Origin of the sequence: Rheinheimera lutimaris (assembly GCF_013283795.1) — a bacterium.
Lineage (GTDB): Bacteria > Pseudomonadota > Gammaproteobacteria > Enterobacterales > Alteromonadaceae > Alishewanella > Alishewanella lutimaris.
On sequence record NZ_JABSOD010000005.1, the window covers coordinates 105,249 to 126,879 of the forward strand.

Below are 21,631 nucleotides of genomic sequence, written 5' to 3' on the forward strand. Positions count from 1 at the left end.
TTACTTCAGTAATCCTTTCACTGCGTTAAGAATCACTTGTACCAGATTGCTGGCATCGACCTGATCTACAGATTCGGTATAACAACGCAGTTCAGGTGCATTCCCTGAAGGCCGCAAATGCACAATATCGCCATCTGCAAACTGCAACCGTAAACCATCCGTTTGATCTACGCTTTTTACTACCCTTGCGCTTTGACCTAACTGAGCAATTAATTCCTTCGGGTCCAAAGCTGCTGTGGCCAAAAAGTCTTTACTCCACTGAGTTGGAACCTGCTGTAAGCGATCACTGGCCGTGTAACGTTGTGGTAACGCTTGAGTTAAATGCGATAGTGGCTGTTCACCAGCTAAAGCCAGTAATGCCAATCCGGGTAATAGAGCATCGCGGGTTGGTAGCGCTTTAAGCCGCTGGCCGGAAACAATCACTTCAGAGCCAAGTAAAAACCCGCCATTGGCCTCAAAACCAGCAACAGAGCCCGATAAGTGTTCAAAGGCGGCAATAACGTAGGGCGAACCAATTTTAGTGCGCACTACCTTGGAAAACACTCCGGCTTGCTCTATGGCTGTATTACAACTAACAGGCACAGCAAGACTCTGAATACCCAGAGCCTTGGCGCAAAGAAGGCCTACTATATCACCGCGTAACCATTGGCCGTTTTCATCTGCTATAAGAGGGCGATCGCCGTCACCGTCAGTAGAGAAAATAGCGTCAAAACCATATTGATTTGACCAGTTGATACCTTTTACCTGATCCTCACGGGTAACAGCCTCGGTATCAATAGGTACAAAGGTGTCGGTTCGTTCCAGAGGCGTTACCTTAGCCCCCAGTGCTTCGAATATCGGCTGATAGATATCGCGGCCAGCGCTGGAATGCTCGTAAATACCAATATGTTTTCCTGCTAAGCAATCTTTGGCAAATACGGCCAAATAACGTTGAATATATGCTTCTACACCTGCTTTATCTACAATGGACATAACCGGCAAGAAAGGCACTAAAACAGACTCTACAACCTGGATTGCCTGTTCATCTGCTTTACTAATCTCGCCATCAGGCCGGTAAAACTTAAGACCGTTTCTGTCAAACGGAATATGGCTACCGGTAACCATAATTGCCGGCACCTTATCCTGCATTGCTTTATAAGCCAGCGCTGGTGTAGGTAACACACCATAATAACTTACCTGCAATCCTAACGCTTGCGCCATACCGGCACAAGCGGCGGCCATGGCTACACTGCTGGGCCGGTTGTCTATACCAATCGCAATACTGTTGAAGCTAAAAGTGTTGCGCATAACCTCAATAAAGGCTTGAGCAAACGCAGCACAATGCTGATCAGTAAAATCAACAACCAACCCTCTGGCGCCACTGGTACCAAACGCTATATTACTTTTCGCTATAATCCGGCTAACCGAGGCGGTCATATTCAGGCCCTGCCATAACGGTCTGAAAACCGAACTATGTCATCTTCTCCCAGATAGGAGCCGGATTGCACCTCAATCAGTTCCAGCGGGATTTTACCGGGGTTTTCCAATGCATGTATTGCCCCGAGCGGGATATATACAGATTGATTTTCACTTAACAACGTATCTTTACCATCTACAGTGACATTTGCAGTGCCCGATACCACTATCCAATGCTCGGCGCGATGATGATGCATTTGAATAGACAACTTCTCACCGGGCTTAACCGTTATGCGTTTTACCTGATAACGTTCGCCATTATCAATAGAATCGTACTTACCCCAGGGGCGATAAACTTCACGGTGAATTCTATGTTCGCTGCGGCCGGATGCTTTAAGCTGCTGAACCACTTTTTTAATATCCTGCACCTTATCTTTTGCAGCCACCAGCACAGCATCTTTCGTTTGCACAACAACGACATCTTGCAAGCCAACGGTAGCAACTAACCCTGTTTCAGCAAACACATAGTTGTTTTTGCTACCTACATTAAGTACATCGCCATTACACACATTGCCATCGGTATCTTTACTGCTGATATCCCAAAGAGATGACCAACTGCCTACATCACTCCAACCTGCGTCAAGTGGCACCACAACCGCAGCAGCTGTTTTCTCCATTACGGCATAGTCTACTGAGTCATCAGGGCAAGCGACAAAGGCTTCTTTGTTCACGCGAATAAAATCCAGATCCGGGTCAACTTCAGCCATAGCTTGCTCACAAGCCTCATAAATATCCGGCCGGTGCTGTTTAAGCTCTGCCAGATAACGGCTGGCTTTAAACATAAACATACCGCTGTTCCAATAGTAGTCGCCACCGGCAATATATTGCTCTGCGGTCGCAGCATCGGGCTTTTCCACAAAACGCTTAACAGCAAAAGCGTTGGCTGTGGCCTCACCGCGGCAAATATAGCCATAGCCGGTCTCAGCATGCGTAGGCACTATACCGAAGGTTACCAGTTTATCGTTTTTAGCTAATTGCTGCGCCTGCGCTACAGCCTGCTCAAATGCGGGCGTATCAGCAATGACATGGTCGGCGGCTAATACAAGCAATAGCGGATCCTGACTTTTTTTAGCTGCAGCAAGCGCTGCCAGCGCAATTGCCGGTGCAGTATTGCGGCCAACAGGTTCTAAAATAATATTGTGGTCCAGCTGGTTAATTTGCCGCAGCTGCTCAGCCGCAATAAAGCGGTGTTCTTCATTGCAAATCACCAAAGGTGGTAAAGCATCAAGATTTTTTAACCGTTTTACCGTGGCTTGCAGCATAGTGTCTGCGCCGTTCAGTTTTAAAAACTGTTTAGGCATCAAATCACGTGATAAAGGCCACAAACGGCTGCCGGTACCACCGGCCATAATAACGGGGAGGATCATATTACTTCCTTTAACTAAAAAAGCCTTTTAGTCTTTGTTTAAGAATTTTGAAAGAATTAGGCTTAAAAAATACTACACGGAAAATCGCATTACCGATAAATAACAAAAACCAAAAAAAATACTTCACTTCAAAATATTTTTTAAGCAAAACCTGAAACAGTTTACCCTGACCTAAAGCGTAATAAAGGTGCTTAGAAAGATCTTTGGGTCTAGCTGGATGCCAAATTTTTGGAAATGTTATTTCCAGCACTGGCCTTTTTTCGAACGCTTTAAAAAAAGCAGCCATAAAAAGAAAGTCCTCTCCTGACTTATAAGTTGTGAATTCACCAGGTCCAAAACTCTCGTCAAACTTATGAGATATAGACTTAACAGAAAACATGTAAAGCCAGACATAATAGTCGGCAATCTTACCAATTTTCCTAACCCTACTTATGGGATGCTCGCCGTGAGACGTTTCGTCTCCAAAATCAGCACAGGCTTTAACTAAAGCTTCACTGTAATTACTATGAAAAAACTCGCAAACCGCACGTGGATAAATAAGAGAGGCATCATGAAATATGATCTTTTCGAAGCTTTTAACCTGAGCAAATTCAAGACATAAATTCCGCGCCCGTGAAACTGATAACCAATCAACTACTCTTACTACCACATAACGATGATGCGACAACCAGTTGGGTAAAGATATATTGCTCTTCGACTGAACTACGATTAAAAACCTTACCTGCTCTGAAAACACATCAATAAAGTTTGAAATAGACTGCAACAGAGTTTCTTTGTAATTCTCTAGCTCGCCATATAAAACCGGCACACCAACTAAAACCATTAAAGACGCCCCAACAGCTTATTTTTGACCAGCCTCATAACAAAGAGCATGATTTGTAGCGTTTTAAATCGCTCTGTTTCATATTGGACTCTAAACGTCTCTGTAATATGGCCTAAAACGTTTGACGAACTCAAGCCATCCTGTCCAAATTCACCGGCTATAAAGTTTAGCGTTTTTACTTTAGCCCCTCCAAGGACGGCTTTTTTGATAAAAAGCTGGTCAGCTGCTATTGGGAAGTAACGAGAGTAGTAACCAAACTGTTCATGAAGAGAACGACGAACAACCAGGCCAACAGAATGGCAAGTTACAAATGACCAAGCGCCTGAAATAGCACTGCTAGCGCTCTTCACTGTCAATGTGCGATTACCATATTTTACGTTTCCAGTTACAAAATCTACTTCTTTATGCTCTTTAATCGCTTTTGAATACTGCTCAATACAATTTGGACTGAGAACATCATCAGAACCTACTACCAAGTAATAATCTGACGATAAAAGTTTGATACCTTTATTAAGAGCATCGTATATACCAAAGTCGGGTTCAGAAATGAATTTGACATTTAAACCCACCTTAGATTCTTCTAACAAATCTCTAGTTCCGTCGGTAGATCCACCATCAACAACTACCCAATCGAAGTCTTTGTGAGTCTGCGCTTTCAAAGAACTAATCAAATTTGGAAGACAAGCAGCAGAGTTATAAGTAGCTGTAATTATGCTAATTTTCATCTTTTTTCCTGAAAAAAACTCGTCTATCGTAACCACCCATAGATGCGAAAATAGCAAAAAGAGCAATAACCCCATTTCCCGCAAATACTGGTCCTTTGACACCAAGCATTATCAACATTAAAAATGCCATTAAAATTGCACCTTTCCCTCGGAATGCTCTAACTGACAATAGATAGAAAAATGCTATCATCATGCATAAAAATATCCAACCGCCATAATGAAGCGCTATGATCCAACCAATATCTGAGTGAAAAGGTGCCTCTGAATTTGAATAAACCATAAGCCCAAGTCCAGTGAAGTTTTCAATAGACCTTAAGTGCATTTGAACATGAGAGTCTAAAAGAATATCAAGTGTCCTCGATCTTCCGCCTTGAAATTCAGCTTTAAAATTATCTAACAAGCTTATATCTAAACTAAAAATCAGCAGCACCAACAAAAAAAGAAAAAACAAACCGAAAACCATCGATTTAAACATACCGTAGCGAATATAAAACAAGAAAGGCAGGGAAACGATAGCAATTCGTGCATTAATAATAGCAACAAGTATCGCCCCAAAATAATATAGAAACCAATTTAATCTTTTACGCCCATAGCTTAGCAATGTTGCTATCATGACAATTGCTACTGGACCTGTATAGAAAAGTTCTAGAGACCAACCAAAATTCCTAATACCAAAAAAGTCTTCACTTAAAAACTTAGATGAGCCAGAAAAACCTGCAACATTAACAGAGAAGAAACGTTTGAAATCAGGCGATAAAAGCATAATGAAAGCAATCAGCAATTGAAAAACCACTGCATAAAAAAGAAATTTTGAAAGCTTTTGCCAATCGTTTACCACTATATATCTTGCTATATAATGACCAACCAAAAGATAACATGCGACCCTAATCATGTAACCAGTCATCGATGTCATAAGGCTAACGTAACCTTGTTCTAGGAAATCAACGCTAGCTGCGTAAAAAATAATAAAAAAAAGCAAAACACAAAACGTAGCCCTATAGACACTAAAGAAAGAAAATAAGAATTCTCTTGACCTCACCATGCAAAGAACACAAAGAATAAAAACCAAAAAAATCGTAGAAAATGATTCAGAAAATAAAGACGGCCTAAAAACAACAGAAAAAATAATAAAAAAACATAATATATTATCAATAATTTTTATCAAACTTTAATACCAAATAAAAAATTATTATTTATCATTCTCAAGAACACACCTATACAAACTCTTGTAACTTTGAATAATAGCACTGGAACCGAATCGTATATTAATATCGCTGCTAATTTTCTTTTGCTTAATAAGTGAATCTGTTGAGACAAAATTAAGCTCAATTCCACTAGCCAAGTCATTAATATCAAAAGGCTTGGCGAGATACCCATTCATACCATGAGTTATCATGTCACTATTTCCACCTATATCAAAAGCCACTACTGGCGTGCCACACGCCAGCGACTCCATAATAGCGTTGGACAAATTTTCTTGACGGCTTGGAACAACCATTACATCAGCTGCTGAGTAAACCAAACGCAGCGAGATATCATCGTGCAACCTACCCAAGTAATGCGTTGCTTGTTTAAAATCTTGCGGCACTTCAGGTTTTCCACTACCAAAAACCACTAGTTCACAGTCGTCATTTCTAATCTTTTTTAACGCAGCACTCAGTTCATTAAAACCTTTATTTACATCACTTAAGGCGCTCATAGCCCCGAACAAGATCAGCTTTTTATCCTGGGGCAGATTAAGAATGCGTCTTGCTAGCTGCTTGTCTATTGGGAAAAAGTCGCTTGGATCAATCAAGTTAGGTAGGTTAACTACTCTATGATAGGAAAACAGCGCACTGTTTCTGGCACTTTCAGTTATCCACTTACTCAAGCCAATTACAGTTAAATTCGGTAAACTTTTATAAATCCGCGCTTTTTTTTCAAAAAGCGACTTGCTTAAATCGTTTAGTCGATTCGAACCAAGATGAGGGCAACTGCCGCACAATTTCAGATAGCTGTCGCAATCCCATTTAATGTGGCAACCACCGGTAAAAGCCCAATTATCGTGTAGACTCCAGACAATTGGCGCTTTAATTTTTACCAAGTCTTCAATCTTCAAAAATCCCTCGTTAATCCAGTGCAGATGAACAACGTCTGGCTTTAACGCATTGATTTGGTCAACTATTTTTCGGCTTCCACACAACCCTGTACTAAAAAGAATACCAGTGCGGTTAGGGTACCATTTTAAATAAAGACGGTCTAAATGTGGGCGCACCTTTGCCGTTAGCTTTTCAAAAAAACTGACAGGGCCATGAACCGTATAATCATCACTACTCTTCGTTTGAACCAGCATTTTACTAGTTACACCTGCACCTAGCAGTGCCCTGTGTAACCTGTATGCAGCTCTAGCTGCTCCGCCTTGGATATCGTGAGTATTTACTATGACGACTTTCATTAAATGATATTCTTACCTAAAACAGATCTACTTATCTTATTAATAACGCGAACTAGCAGCGGTCTTTGAAGCCCTTTATAGAAGGCTTTAATTCTACTCAATGCAATCGTGGATTCTTCATAAACTGTTGGTAGCTCGGGAGTCTTATCCTGGCTTTGCAAGCTACCCGCATAAACATCAACAGTGCCGCAGTTTTCACCGCTACCATCATGGCCCACGTTGTGTACATATGTAACTGAAGGATTTAAACACAAACCATTGTGTTCAAAAATAGTCGCATACCAAAAAATTGCCCAAGTGTTGCGTTTGCCTGAGTAGTTGTCTTCAACTTGCGACCAGAAAACACCGCTATTTTCTAAATCAAAACGCTGTTTTTGAGTCGTTGTCCATTCAGAAAGCAGCCTGGCAGGATTTTTAGCAAAGTGCTGCCAGCGGTCTTGCCAAGTCGCCCACCCCCAACAATTCATACCACGCCATAAAAAAGCATCGCCCAACGAAGTAGGATCAATTGGATAGTTCCAACCGCTAATATGCCAGACCGATTTTTTATCCTGGTAAAAATCCAGGGCGTAGTTCATAAATTTGAGAAATTGAGGGCTTGTTACTATGTCATCTTCAAGAACAATAGCTTTGCCATACTTTGCCGTCACTGTAGACACACCATCGATGATATTTGCCGCCAAACCAAGATTTTCTGAACGCTCGATTACAGTAACAGACTTGAAGCCGGTTACAGAATGAAAATACTCTCGAACTAGTTGTACATTAGCCCGGTCGCTATCGCTCTTTGCACCATCAGAGTAGACAAGTAAATCGCTATATTCAGCTAGATCGTTATTTAAAAGAGCCTCTATAGTGCTTTTTACGTGCTCTAGCCGTGAATAGACAAACAGTACTATGGGCGCAAGATTATTGTTCATACTTTAGGCTCAACGCTCTTTGCACAACATATCTATGTGTGTCTATTCTTATATTATGTAACAAAAGCAACCCACGACCTGCAGTATTGTTGTCCTGCTTACCCAACAAAGACTTAATAAAATATTTAAATGCCCCTTTTAAGCCTGGTTGCAAACCGACAGCGTTGTAATAGTAGTTGAGATAGCTTGAGTGAAATAGATCTAAAGAAACTTTATCATTAAAACCGTCATAGCCATCAAATAACATTCTATTTAGTGAAGAAAGATCAAAACTGACGGATGACTCTGAGACACGAGAAACAGTCATTTTGTCCTTTTTATGAAAGATGTAATCAACCGAAAAAGAACCATTGTCAAAAAACTCTAACAACACACTGTAACTGTCGTCGCTTTTACACTCGAAACCTACACAATCAAAATAAAAGTTGCCTAACGAGTAGAATATATAGCTGCCATTGTGAACCTCTATGCCCTGTGGAACATGAGGATGATGTCCGATAAGGACATTAACGCCTAAATCGCACAACACTTTATAGCGCTGACGCCATTCTTTAATCGGAATTGGGATGTTCTCAGCGCCCGCGTGCGCAATCAATATCACAAAATCTACTGACGCTTTAACAGCTTTTATCTCAGCATCAAGACGTGGATGTAATAACCAAGCATAGCCAGAGCGCTGCAATCCCTCATCATAATGACAGCCAAATTCGTTCTCACACGCTGCAAATATCGCTACCTTCAGATCGTCCTTTTCAACTATCCTGGGTTTATAGCTGTCATCAAAATTAAATGATGCACCTATATAACTGATACCATTGTCCGTCAGGGCGGATACAGTGTTTCGAAAAGCAAGCTCGCCGAAGTCATAGATATGGTTGTTAGCAAGACTTACATGCGTAAATCCAGCATTTTTAAGACACTCAATAGATTTAGCCGACTGATACAAATGCGGTCCAGCTTTGGGTATGGCTGTCATATTATCAGTCTGAATAGGCGCCTCAAAGTTTGCTACAGCGAAGTCTGCGTTTTTGATAGCATCAATTAATCCCGGCGACAACCAATCAACGTTTCCTAGTGAATTAACTACATCACCGCAGGCGAAAATCTTAACGCTCATATTTAAGACCTTTTTCAAGCGCTTTCAATACATAGTATTCGTTCAAGGCTATAAGAAATTTATTTTTATAACCTAACCGTCTTAAAACACCTGAAACTTTAGGCACGTATAGAAGTTCACTTATAAATTCCTGCCAAACCGTTTCGCCATGTAACGTCTCATTAATTTCTTTTATTCTTTCTTTTTTTGCATACTCAGACAATAAATTAGCATCAAGTGGCTCAAAATCAGTTTTTTTACCGATGATATAATTTAACTTATTGACTTTGCTAGAACGCAAACTCATGTCTTCTAAATTCAATCCTGTTCGTTTAAATAAATCTACCTGCCAAGCTCTCTTAATACGCCGGCTATCTGGCAAATTAACTATATTTTTCACTATATTAAAGTTTAAAAAAGGTGTCCAAACAGGTAGTCCGAAGTACTCTGGAATCTGCGTAAGATAAGAAATCAACTGTAACTTGAGCCTCATTGCCATTACAGCTTTAACTTTGTCTGAACCTATATAGTTCTTTACTTGATTATAAAAGTTAACCTTATCCTCTGTCGTTAATTTAATATTTGAATGACTCTCTGCCAACGACATACCATGGGAGTAACCTAAAGCTGTTATATCATCGACAGAATCAACTTTCTTAAATTTTCCAGCTTCGGCCCATGCATCACCAATTATACCGCTGAGAAAACTAGGGCTGCTGAATTGATTTTCACCCAGCATTTTTTTATAAAATTCAATATGATACATTCCATGAAGATGAGTAGAGAAGCCGTATAATTTGAACCAGTCTTCGATATAATCATGGAAATTTGTTAGTGGAATACAGTTCCATTTTGTATTAAAAATTTCTGATATTTTTTTTGCGTGTACAACCTCAAAGGAATTAAATTGGGACTTACTAATTCCGTATGTAAAGCTTCGTATTCTGGACTTTTCTCGTACAAAGTAGTTAAGTATTCTGCTGTCATAACCACCTGAAGTAGGCAATATTATATCGCCCTTAGTGCTAGATTCTCGCTCATAAATATAGGCCTGCATCATTTCGATTACAGCACTTTCTTCAGTACATTCTGTTTCGAAATCAGCATCCAATACTGGATCTTCTTTGTAAGATACCTCTAGTGAATCTTGGCTAACTTTTATCTCGGATAAATAACGTAGAAATTTTACATCTTTAAAAACAGTTCTTTCGAATGCGTTGTAACCAAATGAGAAGTAGTTTGCAATCCCCTGAAGATCTGTTTCTTTATTAAAAAGACATAAATTACAAATCGTGGAAACCACTTTTTCTTTAGCATTATAAAAAACAGGGATTGAGCCAAGCCAATCATTCTTCACGTTAACTGAGTCTACAGCTAATTCAATTACTACATTTCTGTCCATTAAATCGCTTTTCCCATCAAAAGCCAGAGAAATATAACCTATTGACGGGTCTAAATTTAATGGGTCCACCCCCCAAACAGTGATGAAGTATCCTGCATGAAATAGTGTTTGCTTTGACAAACCGACAGCAAAAATATCAGGGTTAAACTTAGTCTCTTCTTTGCCAATATAAAAGCCTATTATTTTACCCATTTTTAAATTTAAACCCTTTTTTTACTGACTCATATATAGAAAAAAATGTAATTGCTTTAACCATCATAAAGAATGACTTACGAGTCTTTGTAAAGATTAATGGACAAACAAAAGTACCAGCAGCTTGTGCTATAACGGAAGCATATGCTGCGCCTTCTATACCATATTTTGGTATCCAATAACTATTTCCAATAACGTTAACGATTAAACCTACGAAAAGGAACCAAAATGCATACTTTTGCAGGTTTTCTGCAAGTATCCATTTGCCTCGCGTCAAACCTAAGCTAATTACGACACCTCCCCAGATATGAATTGTCAGTACGCTAGCTGCAGCTGAGTACTCCGAGCCATAAAGTAACAACACAATCCAATTACTGAGTAACGTTACCGGTATCGCAACAGAAAGAGACAAAATGAACATTAAGGTGTACAAGTTTTGAAGTCTCTTACTGTATAAAACTTCGCCATTTTTTTTGGCGCTTAGTATTGCTGGAAATAATGAGGCAGTGATCATAGTAGGTATGAAATACCAAGCCTCACTTAATTTGATTGCGGCAGAATAAATACCCACTTCATAGTCACCAAGCATTTCTTTTATCATTATCTGATCTATTCGCATGTAAATCATGACGACAATCGCTGAAAAAATCAGTGGCCATGAGTCTTTAAGTAAGCGCTTGGCTATGGTTAAACTGAAACACTTATAAAAGACTGTTTGTTGTTTAAATTTGTACGCAGCGGCATAACATATCGCAAGGGTTACGGTGTCAAACGCTGTTACCAGTACAAACCAAACCAGATCTGCGCTACTTAGCACCAGGTAAATTTTTACCATTGATGACAGCGTTAACTGTATTACCTTACAAAGCGATACTACCTTAGCCATAACCTGTGATTGAAAGTAAAAATCAACCACTTCAAAGCTTTGAAATACCAAGCCGGCTGTAATAATAAAAATGTATAACTTAGTGGTAGCGTCATTAGACGTAAACGGCAGAATAACGGCTATTAGTGCCATTACAAAGCAAGCGCCAGCCATTTTTAACCAAAACGCCGTGCCCATATACACGTCACGCTGCTGTGGCTGGTTGATCAGCTCGCGCACCATTATGCCGTCGAGGCCAAGCTTGGCAATACCTGCAAAAATAGCCGTAAAAGCCAGCGCGTAACTAAAAATACCGAACTGCTCGGGCCCTAAGTAGCGGGCAACCCAAATACCAACAAACAAGCCTGAAATTAATCGCAGTCCCTGCTCTGCCATCATCCAACTGGTGTTTTTAAAATAACGTAAAAACCCCCGATGCTTCATCAGGCTGATTATTTTACTTAGCATTGGCAGACTCACTCTGGCGGTAACCCGCTTGTATTAACCCCGGCAAGAATACCTTACTAAATTGATGCACGCTGGCATCTTGTGTAAGTGTCGACAACGCAACCCACTTGTATTCACTGTGTTGCTCGGTTGGTAATACTAAGTCTTGCTCATTAATCCGCAGCAAATACGGCGTATTAATGTAATGGGTTGAAATATTGCAACCAAAGATACTGTCGGTATAAAAATGGTCATGCACCCCCAGTAGCAGAGCGTTATCGATATTTAAGGCTACGCCAAGCTCTTGCTTGCTAATACGCGCAAACGCCTGCTGCTGAGTTTCATTTTTATACACCCTGCCACCGGGCACAAACCAAAAGCCTTTGGCCGGGGCGTTTTTTCTGAGCCCGACCAACAACTGCTGTGCAGAGTTAACGACCACTAAGTCGATAGCAAAAAGCGGCGCATTTGACACTACCGCTTTAAAATCGTCAATAGGCAACATTAGCTTCTGAAACTGCTTTGGTTAGCTAAAAACCATTGGTAGGCATGCTCCAGGCCTTGCTCAAGACCAATACTGTACTGCCAACCCAGGGCTTTCAAACGGTCTACCTGCATTAACTTACGTGGTGCACCATCTGGTTTAGTGGTATCCCAAACGATATTGCCAGTGTAACCTACCACCTTAGCTACAGTTTCAGTGAGCTGCTTAATGGTACAATCTACACCGGTGCCCACATTAATGTGACTTAGCATAGGCTGGGTATTAGCTTCGTAAGTAACTTTATCCAGCTCCATAACAAAAATACTGGCAGCGGCCATATCGTCGACGTGTAAAAACTCACGCATCGGTGAACCACTACCCCAAGCTACAACCTCTGACGCATTGGCAAGTTTTGCCTCATGAAAACGGCGCAATAATGCCGGAATAACATGGCTGTTGTCAGGATGGAAATTATCGTTCGGGCCGTATAAATTGGTTGGCATCACACTGCGGTAATCACGGCCATACTGGCGGTTATAACTTTCGCATAGTTTAATGCCGGCAATTTTGGCAATAGCATAAGGCTCGTTAGTGGACTCAAGAGTACCACTAAGCAACGCATTTTCTGACATTGGCTGAGCAGCTAACTTGGGATATATGCAGCTTGAGCCTAAAAACAATAATTGCTGCACATCATTGCTGTGCGCTGCATGAATGATGTTGGCTTCTATCATCAGGTTATCGTAAATAAACTCAGCCGGGTAGGTGTTATTGGCAATAATGCCACCTACTTTAGCTGCAGCCAGATATACCTGGTCAATCGCCTGCTCAGCAAAAAAGGCCTGCACCTCTGCCTGGTTGGTTAAATTAAGCTCTTTTCGGCTGCGGGTAATAATATTTACGTCAGCATAATTTGTCAGCTGCCTGACAATTGCAGAACCTACCATGCCATTATGGCCGGCTACAAAAACGTTTTTCATGCGTACCTCAAAACAGAAACCACACAGCTATACAGTGTGGCTTGTAGCTTGGAAAACCAGACTTATTCCACTGACACCGGTAATTCATAACCATGTTGCTTTAACAGAGCATGACGTTTAGCGGCTTTTAAATCTTCGGCCACCATCTCCGTGCACATTTGCTGAGTGGTAATCTCCGGCACCCAGCCTAATTTTTCTTTAGCTTTGGTAGGATCACCCAACAAGGTTTCAACCTCTGCCGGGCGGAAATAGCGTGGGTCAACCTTTACTATAATATCACCCACTTTTAACGCCGGAGCATTAACGCCTTCAATAGCATCGACAATAGCTACTTCATCTACACCTGAACCTTCAAAGCGCAGAGTAATCCCTAATTCTTTGGCTGACCAGCTGATAAACTGACGGACAGAGTATTGCACACCGGTAGCAATAACAAAGTCTTCTGCCTGCTCTTGCTGCAACATCATCCATTGCATACGCACGTAGTCTTTAGCGTGGCCCCAATCGCGCAATGCGTCCATATTACCCATAAATAAACAGCTTTCCAGGCCTTGGGCAATATTTGACAAACCACGGGTAATCTTACGGGTAACAAATGTTTCTCCGCGGCGTGGGCTCTCGTGATTAAATAAAATGCCGTTACAGGCGTACATGCCATAAGCTTCACGATAGTTTACGGTGATCCAATAAGCATACATTTTGGCAACAGCATAAGGAGAACGCGGATAAAACGGCGTAGTTTCTTTCTGTGGTGTTTCCTGCACTAAACCATATAACTCAGAAGTAGATGCTTGATAAAAACGGGTCTTTTTTTCCAGACCTAAAATACGAATAGCTTCTAATATGCGCAAAGTACCCATTGCATCTACATCAGCCGTATATTCGGGAGCTTCAAAGCTCACAGCTACATGACTTTGTGCACCCAGGTTATAAATTTCGTCCGGCTGCACCTGCTGAATAATGCGTACCAAATTTGATGTATCAGTAAGGTCTCCGTAGTGGAGAATAAAATGTTGATTATCAACATGCGGGTCTTCATAGATATGATCAACACGCTGTGTGTTAAAGGATGATGCGCGGCGTTTAATGCCATGTACTTCATAGCCTTTTTCCAGCAAAAATTCAGCGAGGTATGAACCATCTTGTCCGGTCACGCCGGTAATTAACGCTTTCTTTTTCATAAAATTATCCAAATATAATGTACTGTTCTAGCTTTGCTTACGAAATAAGCTGATTAATAACACACCAAATACAGCCAGCATACCGGCTAAAACTGTAGCAACCGCCACAATAAGTGCTCTTTTGGGTGAGAATTTCATTTCGGGTATTATCGCCGGGTCAATAGTTTGAAAAGCATACTCGTCCCGCACGCTGGCTAACATCAGGGTTTTAGTTTGCTCTTCAATTAGCGAAAATAAGGTGGTTCTTATCTCTGACAATGATGTTTCATTAATTTGTTTACTCAGGTAAGCAATACTTTTCTGTGCTTCTTGCATATCGCGGCGTCGCATTTCGTCGTTAATATCCTGTACCAACGCATTTACCCATTGCTTAGCGATGTAGGGCGATTGATGCTCAACAGCAACCAGTACTAAACCAGATGTCTTTTCAGTAGTTACGCTGAAAACCTCCATAAAAACTTTATGTGCCTCTTGCATTGATGGCTCAGATTTAAGCGGCGGCTTTACATCACGCACCCATGTTTGGCTGGCCACATCAAAAACAGTGTTATCAATGATTAACTCGTTGGTATCTGCTTGCCACTCTTTTGCGGCAAATAACGGCACCAAAATATCGTATTTTTGAATAAAGCGACCAACAAACTCACGCGATTGCATAATTTCGATAGCTAAGGTTGTTTTGTCTACTTCACCGGCACCACCAATAGTTACGCCCGCAAGCGCAGCTAAGCCACCTAACTCCCCGGGTAAACCGCCACCTTTTTGTTCAGCTGCCGGCGCAAGTAAAGCTTCGCTTTTATAAATATTTGGCAAACTTAATGCGTAAAAAACCGAAGCCACAGCAAATACAAAAGTTGTAGCGATAATAATCCATTTACCACGCCAGATTACGGTAAACAATTCACGCAGGTCGATTTCGTCGTCGGCTGGCTGCCGGGGTTGAGCATTTTCAGTCATGATATTCCTTCAGTAGTTACTAGCTGACTTTGCCAGCAGTGACTAGTTCGCTTTGCGAACGGTAACCAGTTGCCTGCGGCAACAGTAACTGTTTTTATTTAGTCATCAGCTCCGTTTCGGAGCGGTAACTGTTTGTTGTATTTAGTAACCAGCTGGCTGTGCCAGCGGTGACCAGCTTGCAAGGCAAGCAGTAACTTTATTAAGAGCAGTGACGCGTAACTCGTCACTGTTGCCGCAGTCAACTAGTCACTGCAGCTTTAGCAGCTGATTACCAGCTGCGGGCTGCGAGTCACCGCTTCTGATTAAAACGAATTAAGCGCAGCGATGGTAATAGCACTCTGATAAAAAATCTGTGTCACTTGTGACCACAAACTTAAGCTGTCTTTATACTCGGTATCCAGCGGTACAATAACGGTGTCGCCCGGTTTTAACTGATCACTGGATACAGCAAACCAACCGGTGTTAGGCACCATAACCGAACCGTCTGCGCGGATAACATAGGTACGATCGCCATCGGCGCGTTTACGCAGGCCACCCGCCAGGTTTAAGTACTCATCCAACGATAACCTTGCATCAAACCTGTGGGTACCGGCATGTTGCACTTCGCCCAGTACAGTAACAGCACGGTTTAGCCGGGGCACAAATAAACGATCACCATTTTCTACCGTCATATCGTAAGCCGGGTTAGCCGCCATAACTTGTTCGAGGTTGATAACCAAACGCCCCATTGGCTGCAGTTTTTCAAGCTCTTCAATCATTTTCATTGCGTCGGCAGGCGTAATGTTAGCCCGCTCTGCGGATAAGGCACGGGTTGCTACATCAGACTTTAATTGCTCAACCAACTTGGCATATTGCATTATCTCTTTTTCTTTTACCTGCTCGCGGGTAAACACCGAGCCAAATACAAAAGCACTGTTAGTTACCCCTCCGGCGCGGGCGATAACCTGTGATAGAGTTTCACCTTGCTGAATAATATAGGTGCCGGGGAAGCGCACTTCGCCCTCAATGAGTACTTCACGTTTGTCTTGCCAACCCGGGGTACTGAATACATTTAAGCGGTCACGGTTGTGTAAGGCAATATTATCGTTACCGCCAAGTAAGGCCTGCTGCAGGTTAATATTGATATGCTGCACGCTGATACCATTTTGCTGCGTATTCTGACGTACTGTGCGGCTAAGCTCGGCACGGCTGATATAGGTGGCATCGTTTAAGCCGCCGGCGGCGTTGATAAGGTCTGCTACCTTAGCATTGCGGGTAAGCGGGTATTCACCAGGTACCCGCACCGCACCGGTAACGGAGATCAGCGCCAGGTTGTTATCTACCCGCGCCTGCATTTTTAACTGTTTAAGCACCGGATATAATAATTCTGTACGACTAAGGTGCTGGCTTAACTGCAGCTTGTCGTTGTCACTAAAGATGTCATTAAACAGGTTTTTCAGCTCAGCAAGCAGTAAGTCATCTTGCTGTGTTTTGCTTAATACTGCCCCTTCCGTAGTTGCTGCTCCGTTGGCGGGTGCATCTGCAACTATTAATTGCGGCGGCAAATCAGCGGCCTGCACTTTTTCCAGCGCTGCGTTTGATAAATCCTGCATTAACCAGCGTTGGTCTTGGTTATCGTCTATTTTTGCCAAAATAGTATCGCGCAAATATTGGTTAAGCTTATTGCGGCTATACATTTGGTCGGCGTAGTGAAACAGCAGCACTTTATCGCGTGGCGCCAGTTGCAGATCATGTGCACTACCGGGCGCAGCCAGCGCTTTGGCCGGGCTAAAATGCAGCAACTCACTGATAGTACCGGGCGTAGCTTCACGCACGATTAAGGCATAATTAAGCTCTGCTGTTGGCAGTAAATCTGACCAATGGTGGCGGATTAAATCGGTAATTCTGATGCCGTCATGCCAGGCATAAAACCCTGGTCGCGTTGCAGCACCAGCGACAATAATTTGATTTTGAATTTGTGTTGATGCCGCCGCGATGCGCAGTACATCACCGTTTTGCACCGCTTGTTGTTGTACCGTGCTGTTGGTCAGGTCAAGGTTTTGCAAACTGCGGGCATTATTGCTGAAACGCTCTAATACTGCGGTACGCGAAGAAGCTCCGGCGGCGGCTCCGCCGGCCATACCGAGCAGGCTACTAAGGGTATCAGTGGGCTTTAATTCATAAAGGGCCGGCCGTTTTACTTCGCCTTTTACTTCGGCCATGGCTTTTACCGGCGCAACAAAGACGACATCGCCGTTTTGCAAATGGATATCGCTGCGGCTATCGCCACGTAACAGTAAATCGTACAGGTCGAATTCGCTTGCCGTTTTACCGGCGCGCTTTACGGTAATTTCACGCAGGCTGCCAATATCGGATACACCACCGGCAACAAACAACGCCTGGGTAACAGTAGTAAGCGCTGACACAGCATAAGCGCCCGGGTATTTAGCCTCGCCTACGACAAAAATATTAATGGTGCGCAGCGGCCCCATACTTACGGCGGCTTCAACGCCGATAATGCTTTGGCGTACACGCTCAGTAATTAACTCCCGAGCCTGATTAAAGCTTAAACCACCAACGGTAACCGGGCCAACATCCGGAATTACAATACGGCCGTCGCGGTTAATACTGAGCATTAATTCTGAGCTTTGTTTGCCGTACAGCTGTATTTGTAACTCGTCATCAACGCTGAGGATATAATTGTCCGGCACCGGCATTACCGACACCGGGGCAAAGGTGCTGATATTGGCATCAAATAAGCTTAAGCCAAAACGTTTCGGCTCAGTTGACTTCTTTTTGCCGTCCATTTCCATTTCAGCCAGCAACTCAGCTTCCCGGCGGGGTTGATTAAGCTGCTGCGGAGTGCTGTTTTTGTCCACCAGACCGGTTGAGCTGCTGCCGTTTTGTTGCAGCATGGCCGGGTCGATGCCATATTGCCGCGCCAAACGCTCTTGCTCTGCGCGCGGTAACATTTTGAATTGCTCCAGCATTGCCGGCGATATGGCCTGAGCAACTGCCGCTAAAGGTGCCAGGGCAGCCATGCTGACCGTTAGCGTTAGTAGAAGACTTTTTACAAATTTAAGCACCCGCAAACTCCAGTGTTGTTAGTGATTCAAACAGCGTTACTATTCGTTTTACAAGACCGTTTAAACACGCTACCGCCATTAGGTTACAGCACCCTAATGCCTGATGGTGTGAAACCTTGTTATTTGTCGCGGCTGCTACAGCCACTTTAAGGCGACATTTATCCGGAAAAACTGCAGAATGTTACCGTTTTTTGGCTGATTAATCGAATATTATTACTTACTTTTGTAACAGTGCTAACCGCCGGTATTGTTTTTAACCGCTATTTGGCTGTTGTCTACAGCCGCCTCTACCCACTGCCCCAGCATGCTGATTAAAATGCTGCTGCGTTTATCGCCATCGGCGCTACTAAACACTGCCTGTAACCCACTGAACGGGCCGTTAACTATGCTTATTTCGTCACCTTTTTTCAGCGAAGTATCTTGCGGCTGTTGTTTCAGCTGTATTTGTTGCTCGGTAAGCAGCTGAATAAGCGCTGCCGGCACCCGGGCTAACTGTGCACCAAAGCGGACAAAATCGCTAATGCCGCGGGTAGCACGAATGGCACTGATATTCAGCTCCTGCCCGACCGGCAGATGTAAAAACAGATAACGCGGAAACATCGGCTCAGTGCTCTGCAGCCATTTATTACCACGCAGCTTTTGCTGCGTTATTTGCGGCAAAAATGAGCCGTAGCCCTGATTAGCCAGCTGTTGCTGCGCCCGTAACTCTTGCCGCGGTTTGCAATATAATAAATACCATTGTTTGTCGGCTGCATTCACCGGGCAAAACCCGGCTGCTGCAAATACCACTGTACGGTACGACGCAGCCCTGCAATAAAGTTATGCTGCGGCTGCCAGTTTAGTGCAGCCTGAATTTTGCTGCTGTTTATGGCATAGCGTACATCGTGGCCGGGACGGTCCTGCACATAAGTTATTAGTGATGAGTGTTTAGTGTTTAGTGGGTAACCACGCTGGTGCATAGGGGAAAATTCATCCATTAATTCACAGATGGCTTTGACAACCTCTATATTTTTTTGTTCGTTATGACCGCCGATATTGTAGCTTTGACCCACCTCAGCACAGTTTAGTACCTGCCATAACGCCTGCACATGATCTTCTACGTACAACCAATCGCGTATTTGTTCGCCGTTACCATATACCGGTATCGGTTGCCCGCTTAAGGCTTTGCTGATGGTATTGGGGATCAATTTTTCGGCGTGCTGCCAGGGGCCGTAGTTGTTTGAGCAGTTAGTAATAATAACCGGCAAACCATAGGTGCGGTGCCAGGCGCGTACCAGATGATCACTGGCGGCTTTGCTGGCAGCATAAGGGCTGCTAGGCGCGTAAGGCGTTTGCTCGGTAAATGCCGGTGCAGCGGCTGTGGCCAGATCGCCGTACACTTCATCAGTAGAAATATGCAAAAAGCGAAATTGTTGTGCTGTCGGCCCGGACAGCGTTTGGAAGTAGTGACGGCTTACTTCGAGCAACTGAAAAGTACCATTGATATTGGTTTCGATAAACCCGGCGGCACCGGCAATTGAACGGTCGACATGGCTTTCTGCCGCCAGATGCATAATTGCCGTTGGCTGATACTGTGTAAACACCTGCTGCAGCGCAGCGGCATCGCAGATATCCAGTTGCTTAAAATGATAACGCGGATTACCGGCAATCTCTGCCAGAGCAGCAGGATTAGCGGCATAGGTTAGTTTGTCCAGATTAACAAGCTGATGTTCAGTATGTTGCAGCAGATAACGAATTAATGCCGAGCCGATAAAGCCGCAGCCGCCGGTAATCAGAATTGTCATAGTGTTGCCTGTTTTAATTGCTGTAATGCCGCTTGCCATTGCGGCGGCGCTATGCCAAACGTATCGCAAAATTTTGTGCAGTCAAGCGCCGAGTTGGCCGGCCGCGTTGCTGCGCCGGCGTAATTGGCACTGCTAACCGGCACAATTGTGATAGCCGGTTGCTGGTTAGCAAAAATGGCTTTAGCAAACTGATACCAGCTAATGGCAGGCTGCCCCGCCAGATGATAAACCCCATAGGCTAAACTGCCCTGCTGCTGATAACGCTGCAGCAACTGCAGCACTATGGCTGCCAGATCGCCGGCATAGGTTGGGCAACCAAACTGATCATTAACTACCGATAACGGCTGTGCCGGGCTTTGTTCTGCCGCCGCAAGCTGTTGTTGTGCCAGCCGCAGCATAGTGCGGTAAAAGTTATGGCCATATTCACTAAACAGCCAACTGCTGCGGAAAATTAAATACTTACTGCAAACCGCCTGTATTGCCTGCTCTGCTGAGTGTTTGCTGTGGCCATACACATTAAGCGGCGCAGTAGCCTGTTGTTCGGTATAGGGCTGCGCTCTTGTGCCGGCAAATACATAGTCGGTAGAGAACTGCACCAATAAGCTGTTGTGCTGCTGACACAGCGTTGCCAATTGTTGCACTGCGCTGCTGTTTACCGCGAAACAGGCATCAGCTTGCTGCTCTGCTTTATCTACCGCGGTATAAGCGGCGCAATTAAGCACTATATCCGGCCGGTACGCGGCCATTTGCGCAGCAAGGGCTACGCTATCGGTAATATCCAGCTGATTGCGGCTTAACGCCAGGCTTTGAAACTGTGACCGCTGTTGTTGCAATTGTAGCAGTTGGTGTAAAAAAGCCTGGCCTAACTGGCCATTGCTACCCAGTAACAGCAGTTTCATGCCAGTGCCTGATAAAAAGCCGGTGCCGCAGCATCTTTCGCGGATAACTGCGTTGGCTGCTGCGGCCAGGCTATGGCCAAGTCGCTGTCGTTCCAGCAAAAACTGCCCTCGTCGGCACTGTTATAGTAGCTACTGGTTTTATACAGCACGTCGGCAATATCGGATAACACCAAAAAGCCATGGGCAAAGCCTGGCGGCAACCATAACTGCTGTGCGCTGTGTTCTGACAGCACTATGCCCTGCCATTGGCCAAAGCTGGTTGACCCGGGGCGGATATCGACGGCGACATCAAAAATTTCACCGCGCAGCACACTGATTAACTTACCCTGTGGCTGTGTGCGCTGAAAATGCATACCGCGCAGCACGCCTTTTACCGAGCGCGACCAGTTATCCTGCAGCAGCGGCTGTGTAATTCCGGCTGCCTGATAAGCAGCGGCACGGAAGTTTTCCTGGAAAAAACCACGCTGATCACTAAAGCGCGGCAGTTCAAACAGTAAACTGCCGGGTAATTTGGTTGGGGTTATGTTCATCAGTTACGGATATTTACTAAATATG

General features: G+C 43.7%; 19 protein-coding genes. All 19 read right to left on the reverse strand.

The window, feature by feature from the left end:
* On the reverse strand, positions 1 to 1,416 hold the full coding sequence (locus tag HRH59_RS06525) for a phosphomannomutase (RefSeq protein ID WP_173500465.1): 1,416 nt from the start codon (positions 1,414 to 1,416) through the stop codon (positions 1 to 3).
* Positions 1,417 to 1,418: 2 nt separating this feature from the next.
* Positions 1,419 to 2,822, reverse strand: coding sequence for a mannose-1-phosphate guanylyltransferase/mannose-6-phosphate isomerase (locus HRH59_RS06530; protein ID WP_173500466.1), 1,404 nt, complete (start codon positions 2,820 to 2,822; stop codon positions 1,419 to 1,421).
* A gap of 10 nt (positions 2,823 to 2,832) precedes the next feature.
* On the reverse strand, positions 2,833 to 3,645 hold the full coding sequence (locus tag HRH59_RS06535; protein WP_173500467.1) for a hypothetical protein: 813 nt from the start codon (positions 3,643 to 3,645) through the stop codon (positions 2,833 to 2,835).
* Positions 3,645 to 4,370, reverse strand: a complete 726-nt coding sequence (locus tag HRH59_RS06540) for a glycosyltransferase family 2 protein (protein ID WP_173500468.1) — start codon at positions 4,368 to 4,370, stop codon at positions 3,645 to 3,647. The genes HRH59_RS06535 and HRH59_RS06540 overlap by 1 nt, the downstream gene beginning before the upstream one ends.
* Entirely contained in the window at positions 4,360 to 5,283 is a 924-nt protein-coding gene (locus HRH59_RS06545) for a hypothetical protein (RefSeq protein ID WP_173500469.1), read from the reverse strand. Before HRH59_RS06545 ends, HRH59_RS06540 begins: the two co-directional genes overlap by 11 nt.
* A gap of 276 nt (positions 5,284 to 5,559) precedes the next feature.
* Entirely contained in the window at positions 5,560 to 6,804 is a 1,245-nt protein-coding gene (locus tag HRH59_RS06550) for a glycosyltransferase family 4 protein (RefSeq protein WP_173500470.1), read from the reverse strand.
* Complete coding sequence (locus HRH59_RS06555) at positions 6,804 to 7,724, reverse strand: glycosyltransferase (RefSeq protein ID WP_173500471.1); 921 nt, start codon at positions 7,722 to 7,724, stop codon at positions 6,804 to 6,806. Before HRH59_RS06555 ends, HRH59_RS06550 begins: the two co-directional genes overlap by 1 nt.
* Positions 7,714 to 8,841, reverse strand: coding sequence for a CapA family protein (locus HRH59_RS06560; RefSeq protein WP_173500472.1), 1,128 nt, complete (start codon positions 8,839 to 8,841; stop codon positions 7,714 to 7,716). The genes HRH59_RS06555 and HRH59_RS06560 overlap by 11 nt, the downstream gene beginning before the upstream one ends.
* Positions 8,831 to 10,414: a hypothetical protein gene (locus tag HRH59_RS06565; protein WP_173500473.1), complete on the reverse strand. Its 1,584-nt coding sequence runs from the start codon at positions 10,412 to 10,414 to the stop codon at positions 8,831 to 8,833. Before HRH59_RS06565 ends, HRH59_RS06560 begins: the two co-directional genes overlap by 11 nt.
* The gene (locus HRH59_RS06570) at positions 10,407 to 11,747 is read right to left on the reverse strand and encodes a flippase (RefSeq protein ID WP_173500474.1); all 1,341 of its coding nucleotides are present in this window, start codon (positions 11,745 to 11,747) and stop codon (positions 10,407 to 10,409) included. Before HRH59_RS06570 ends, HRH59_RS06565 begins: the two co-directional genes overlap by 8 nt.
* Positions 11,737 to 12,231, reverse strand: coding sequence for a GDP-mannose mannosyl hydrolase (locus HRH59_RS06575; RefSeq protein ID WP_173500475.1), 495 nt, complete (start codon positions 12,229 to 12,231; stop codon positions 11,737 to 11,739). The genes HRH59_RS06570 and HRH59_RS06575 overlap by 11 nt, the downstream gene beginning before the upstream one ends.
* Positions 12,231 to 13,190 (reverse strand): GDP-L-fucose synthase, encoded by a 960-nt coding sequence (fcl, locus tag HRH59_RS06580; protein WP_173500476.1) that lies wholly within the window; start codon positions 13,188 to 13,190, stop codon positions 12,231 to 12,233. The genes HRH59_RS06575 and fcl overlap by 1 nt, the downstream gene beginning before the upstream one ends.
* A gap of 62 nt (positions 13,191 to 13,252) precedes the next feature.
* Positions 13,253 to 14,371, reverse strand: coding sequence for a GDP-mannose 4,6-dehydratase (gene gmd, locus HRH59_RS06585; protein ID WP_173500477.1), 1,119 nt, complete (start codon positions 14,369 to 14,371; stop codon positions 13,253 to 13,255).
* A 27-nt stretch (positions 14,372 to 14,398) separates the two neighbouring features.
* A complete protein-coding gene (locus HRH59_RS06590; protein WP_173500478.1) occupies positions 14,399 to 15,328 on the reverse strand; it encodes a Wzz/FepE/Etk N-terminal domain-containing protein in 930 nt (309 codons plus the stop codon).
* Between the two features lie 302 nt (positions 15,329 to 15,630).
* Entirely contained in the window at positions 15,631 to 18,393 is a 2,763-nt protein-coding gene (locus HRH59_RS06595) for a polysaccharide biosynthesis/export family protein (RefSeq protein WP_331460156.1), read from the reverse strand.
* Between the two features lie 234 nt (positions 18,394 to 18,627).
* Entirely contained in the window at positions 18,628 to 19,152 is a 525-nt protein-coding gene (gene rfaH / locus HRH59_RS06600) for a transcription/translation regulatory transformer protein RfaH (protein ID WP_173500479.1), read from the reverse strand.
* A complete protein-coding gene (rfbB, locus tag HRH59_RS06605) occupies positions 19,149 to 20,177 on the reverse strand; it encodes a dTDP-glucose 4,6-dehydratase (protein WP_173500480.1) in 1,029 nt (342 codons plus the stop codon). Before rfbB ends, rfaH begins: the two co-directional genes overlap by 4 nt.
* On the reverse strand, positions 20,174 to 21,076 hold the full coding sequence (rfbD, locus tag HRH59_RS06610; protein ID WP_173500481.1) for a dTDP-4-dehydrorhamnose reductase: 903 nt from the start codon (positions 21,074 to 21,076) through the stop codon (positions 20,174 to 20,176). Before rfbD ends, rfbB begins: the two co-directional genes overlap by 4 nt.
* The gene (gene rfbC, locus HRH59_RS06615; RefSeq protein ID WP_173500482.1) at positions 21,073 to 21,606 is read right to left on the reverse strand and encodes a dTDP-4-dehydrorhamnose 3,5-epimerase; all 534 of its coding nucleotides are present in this window, start codon (positions 21,604 to 21,606) and stop codon (positions 21,073 to 21,075) included. Before rfbC ends, rfbD begins: the two co-directional genes overlap by 4 nt.
* Between the last annotated feature and the right edge of the window lie 25 nt (positions 21,607 to 21,631).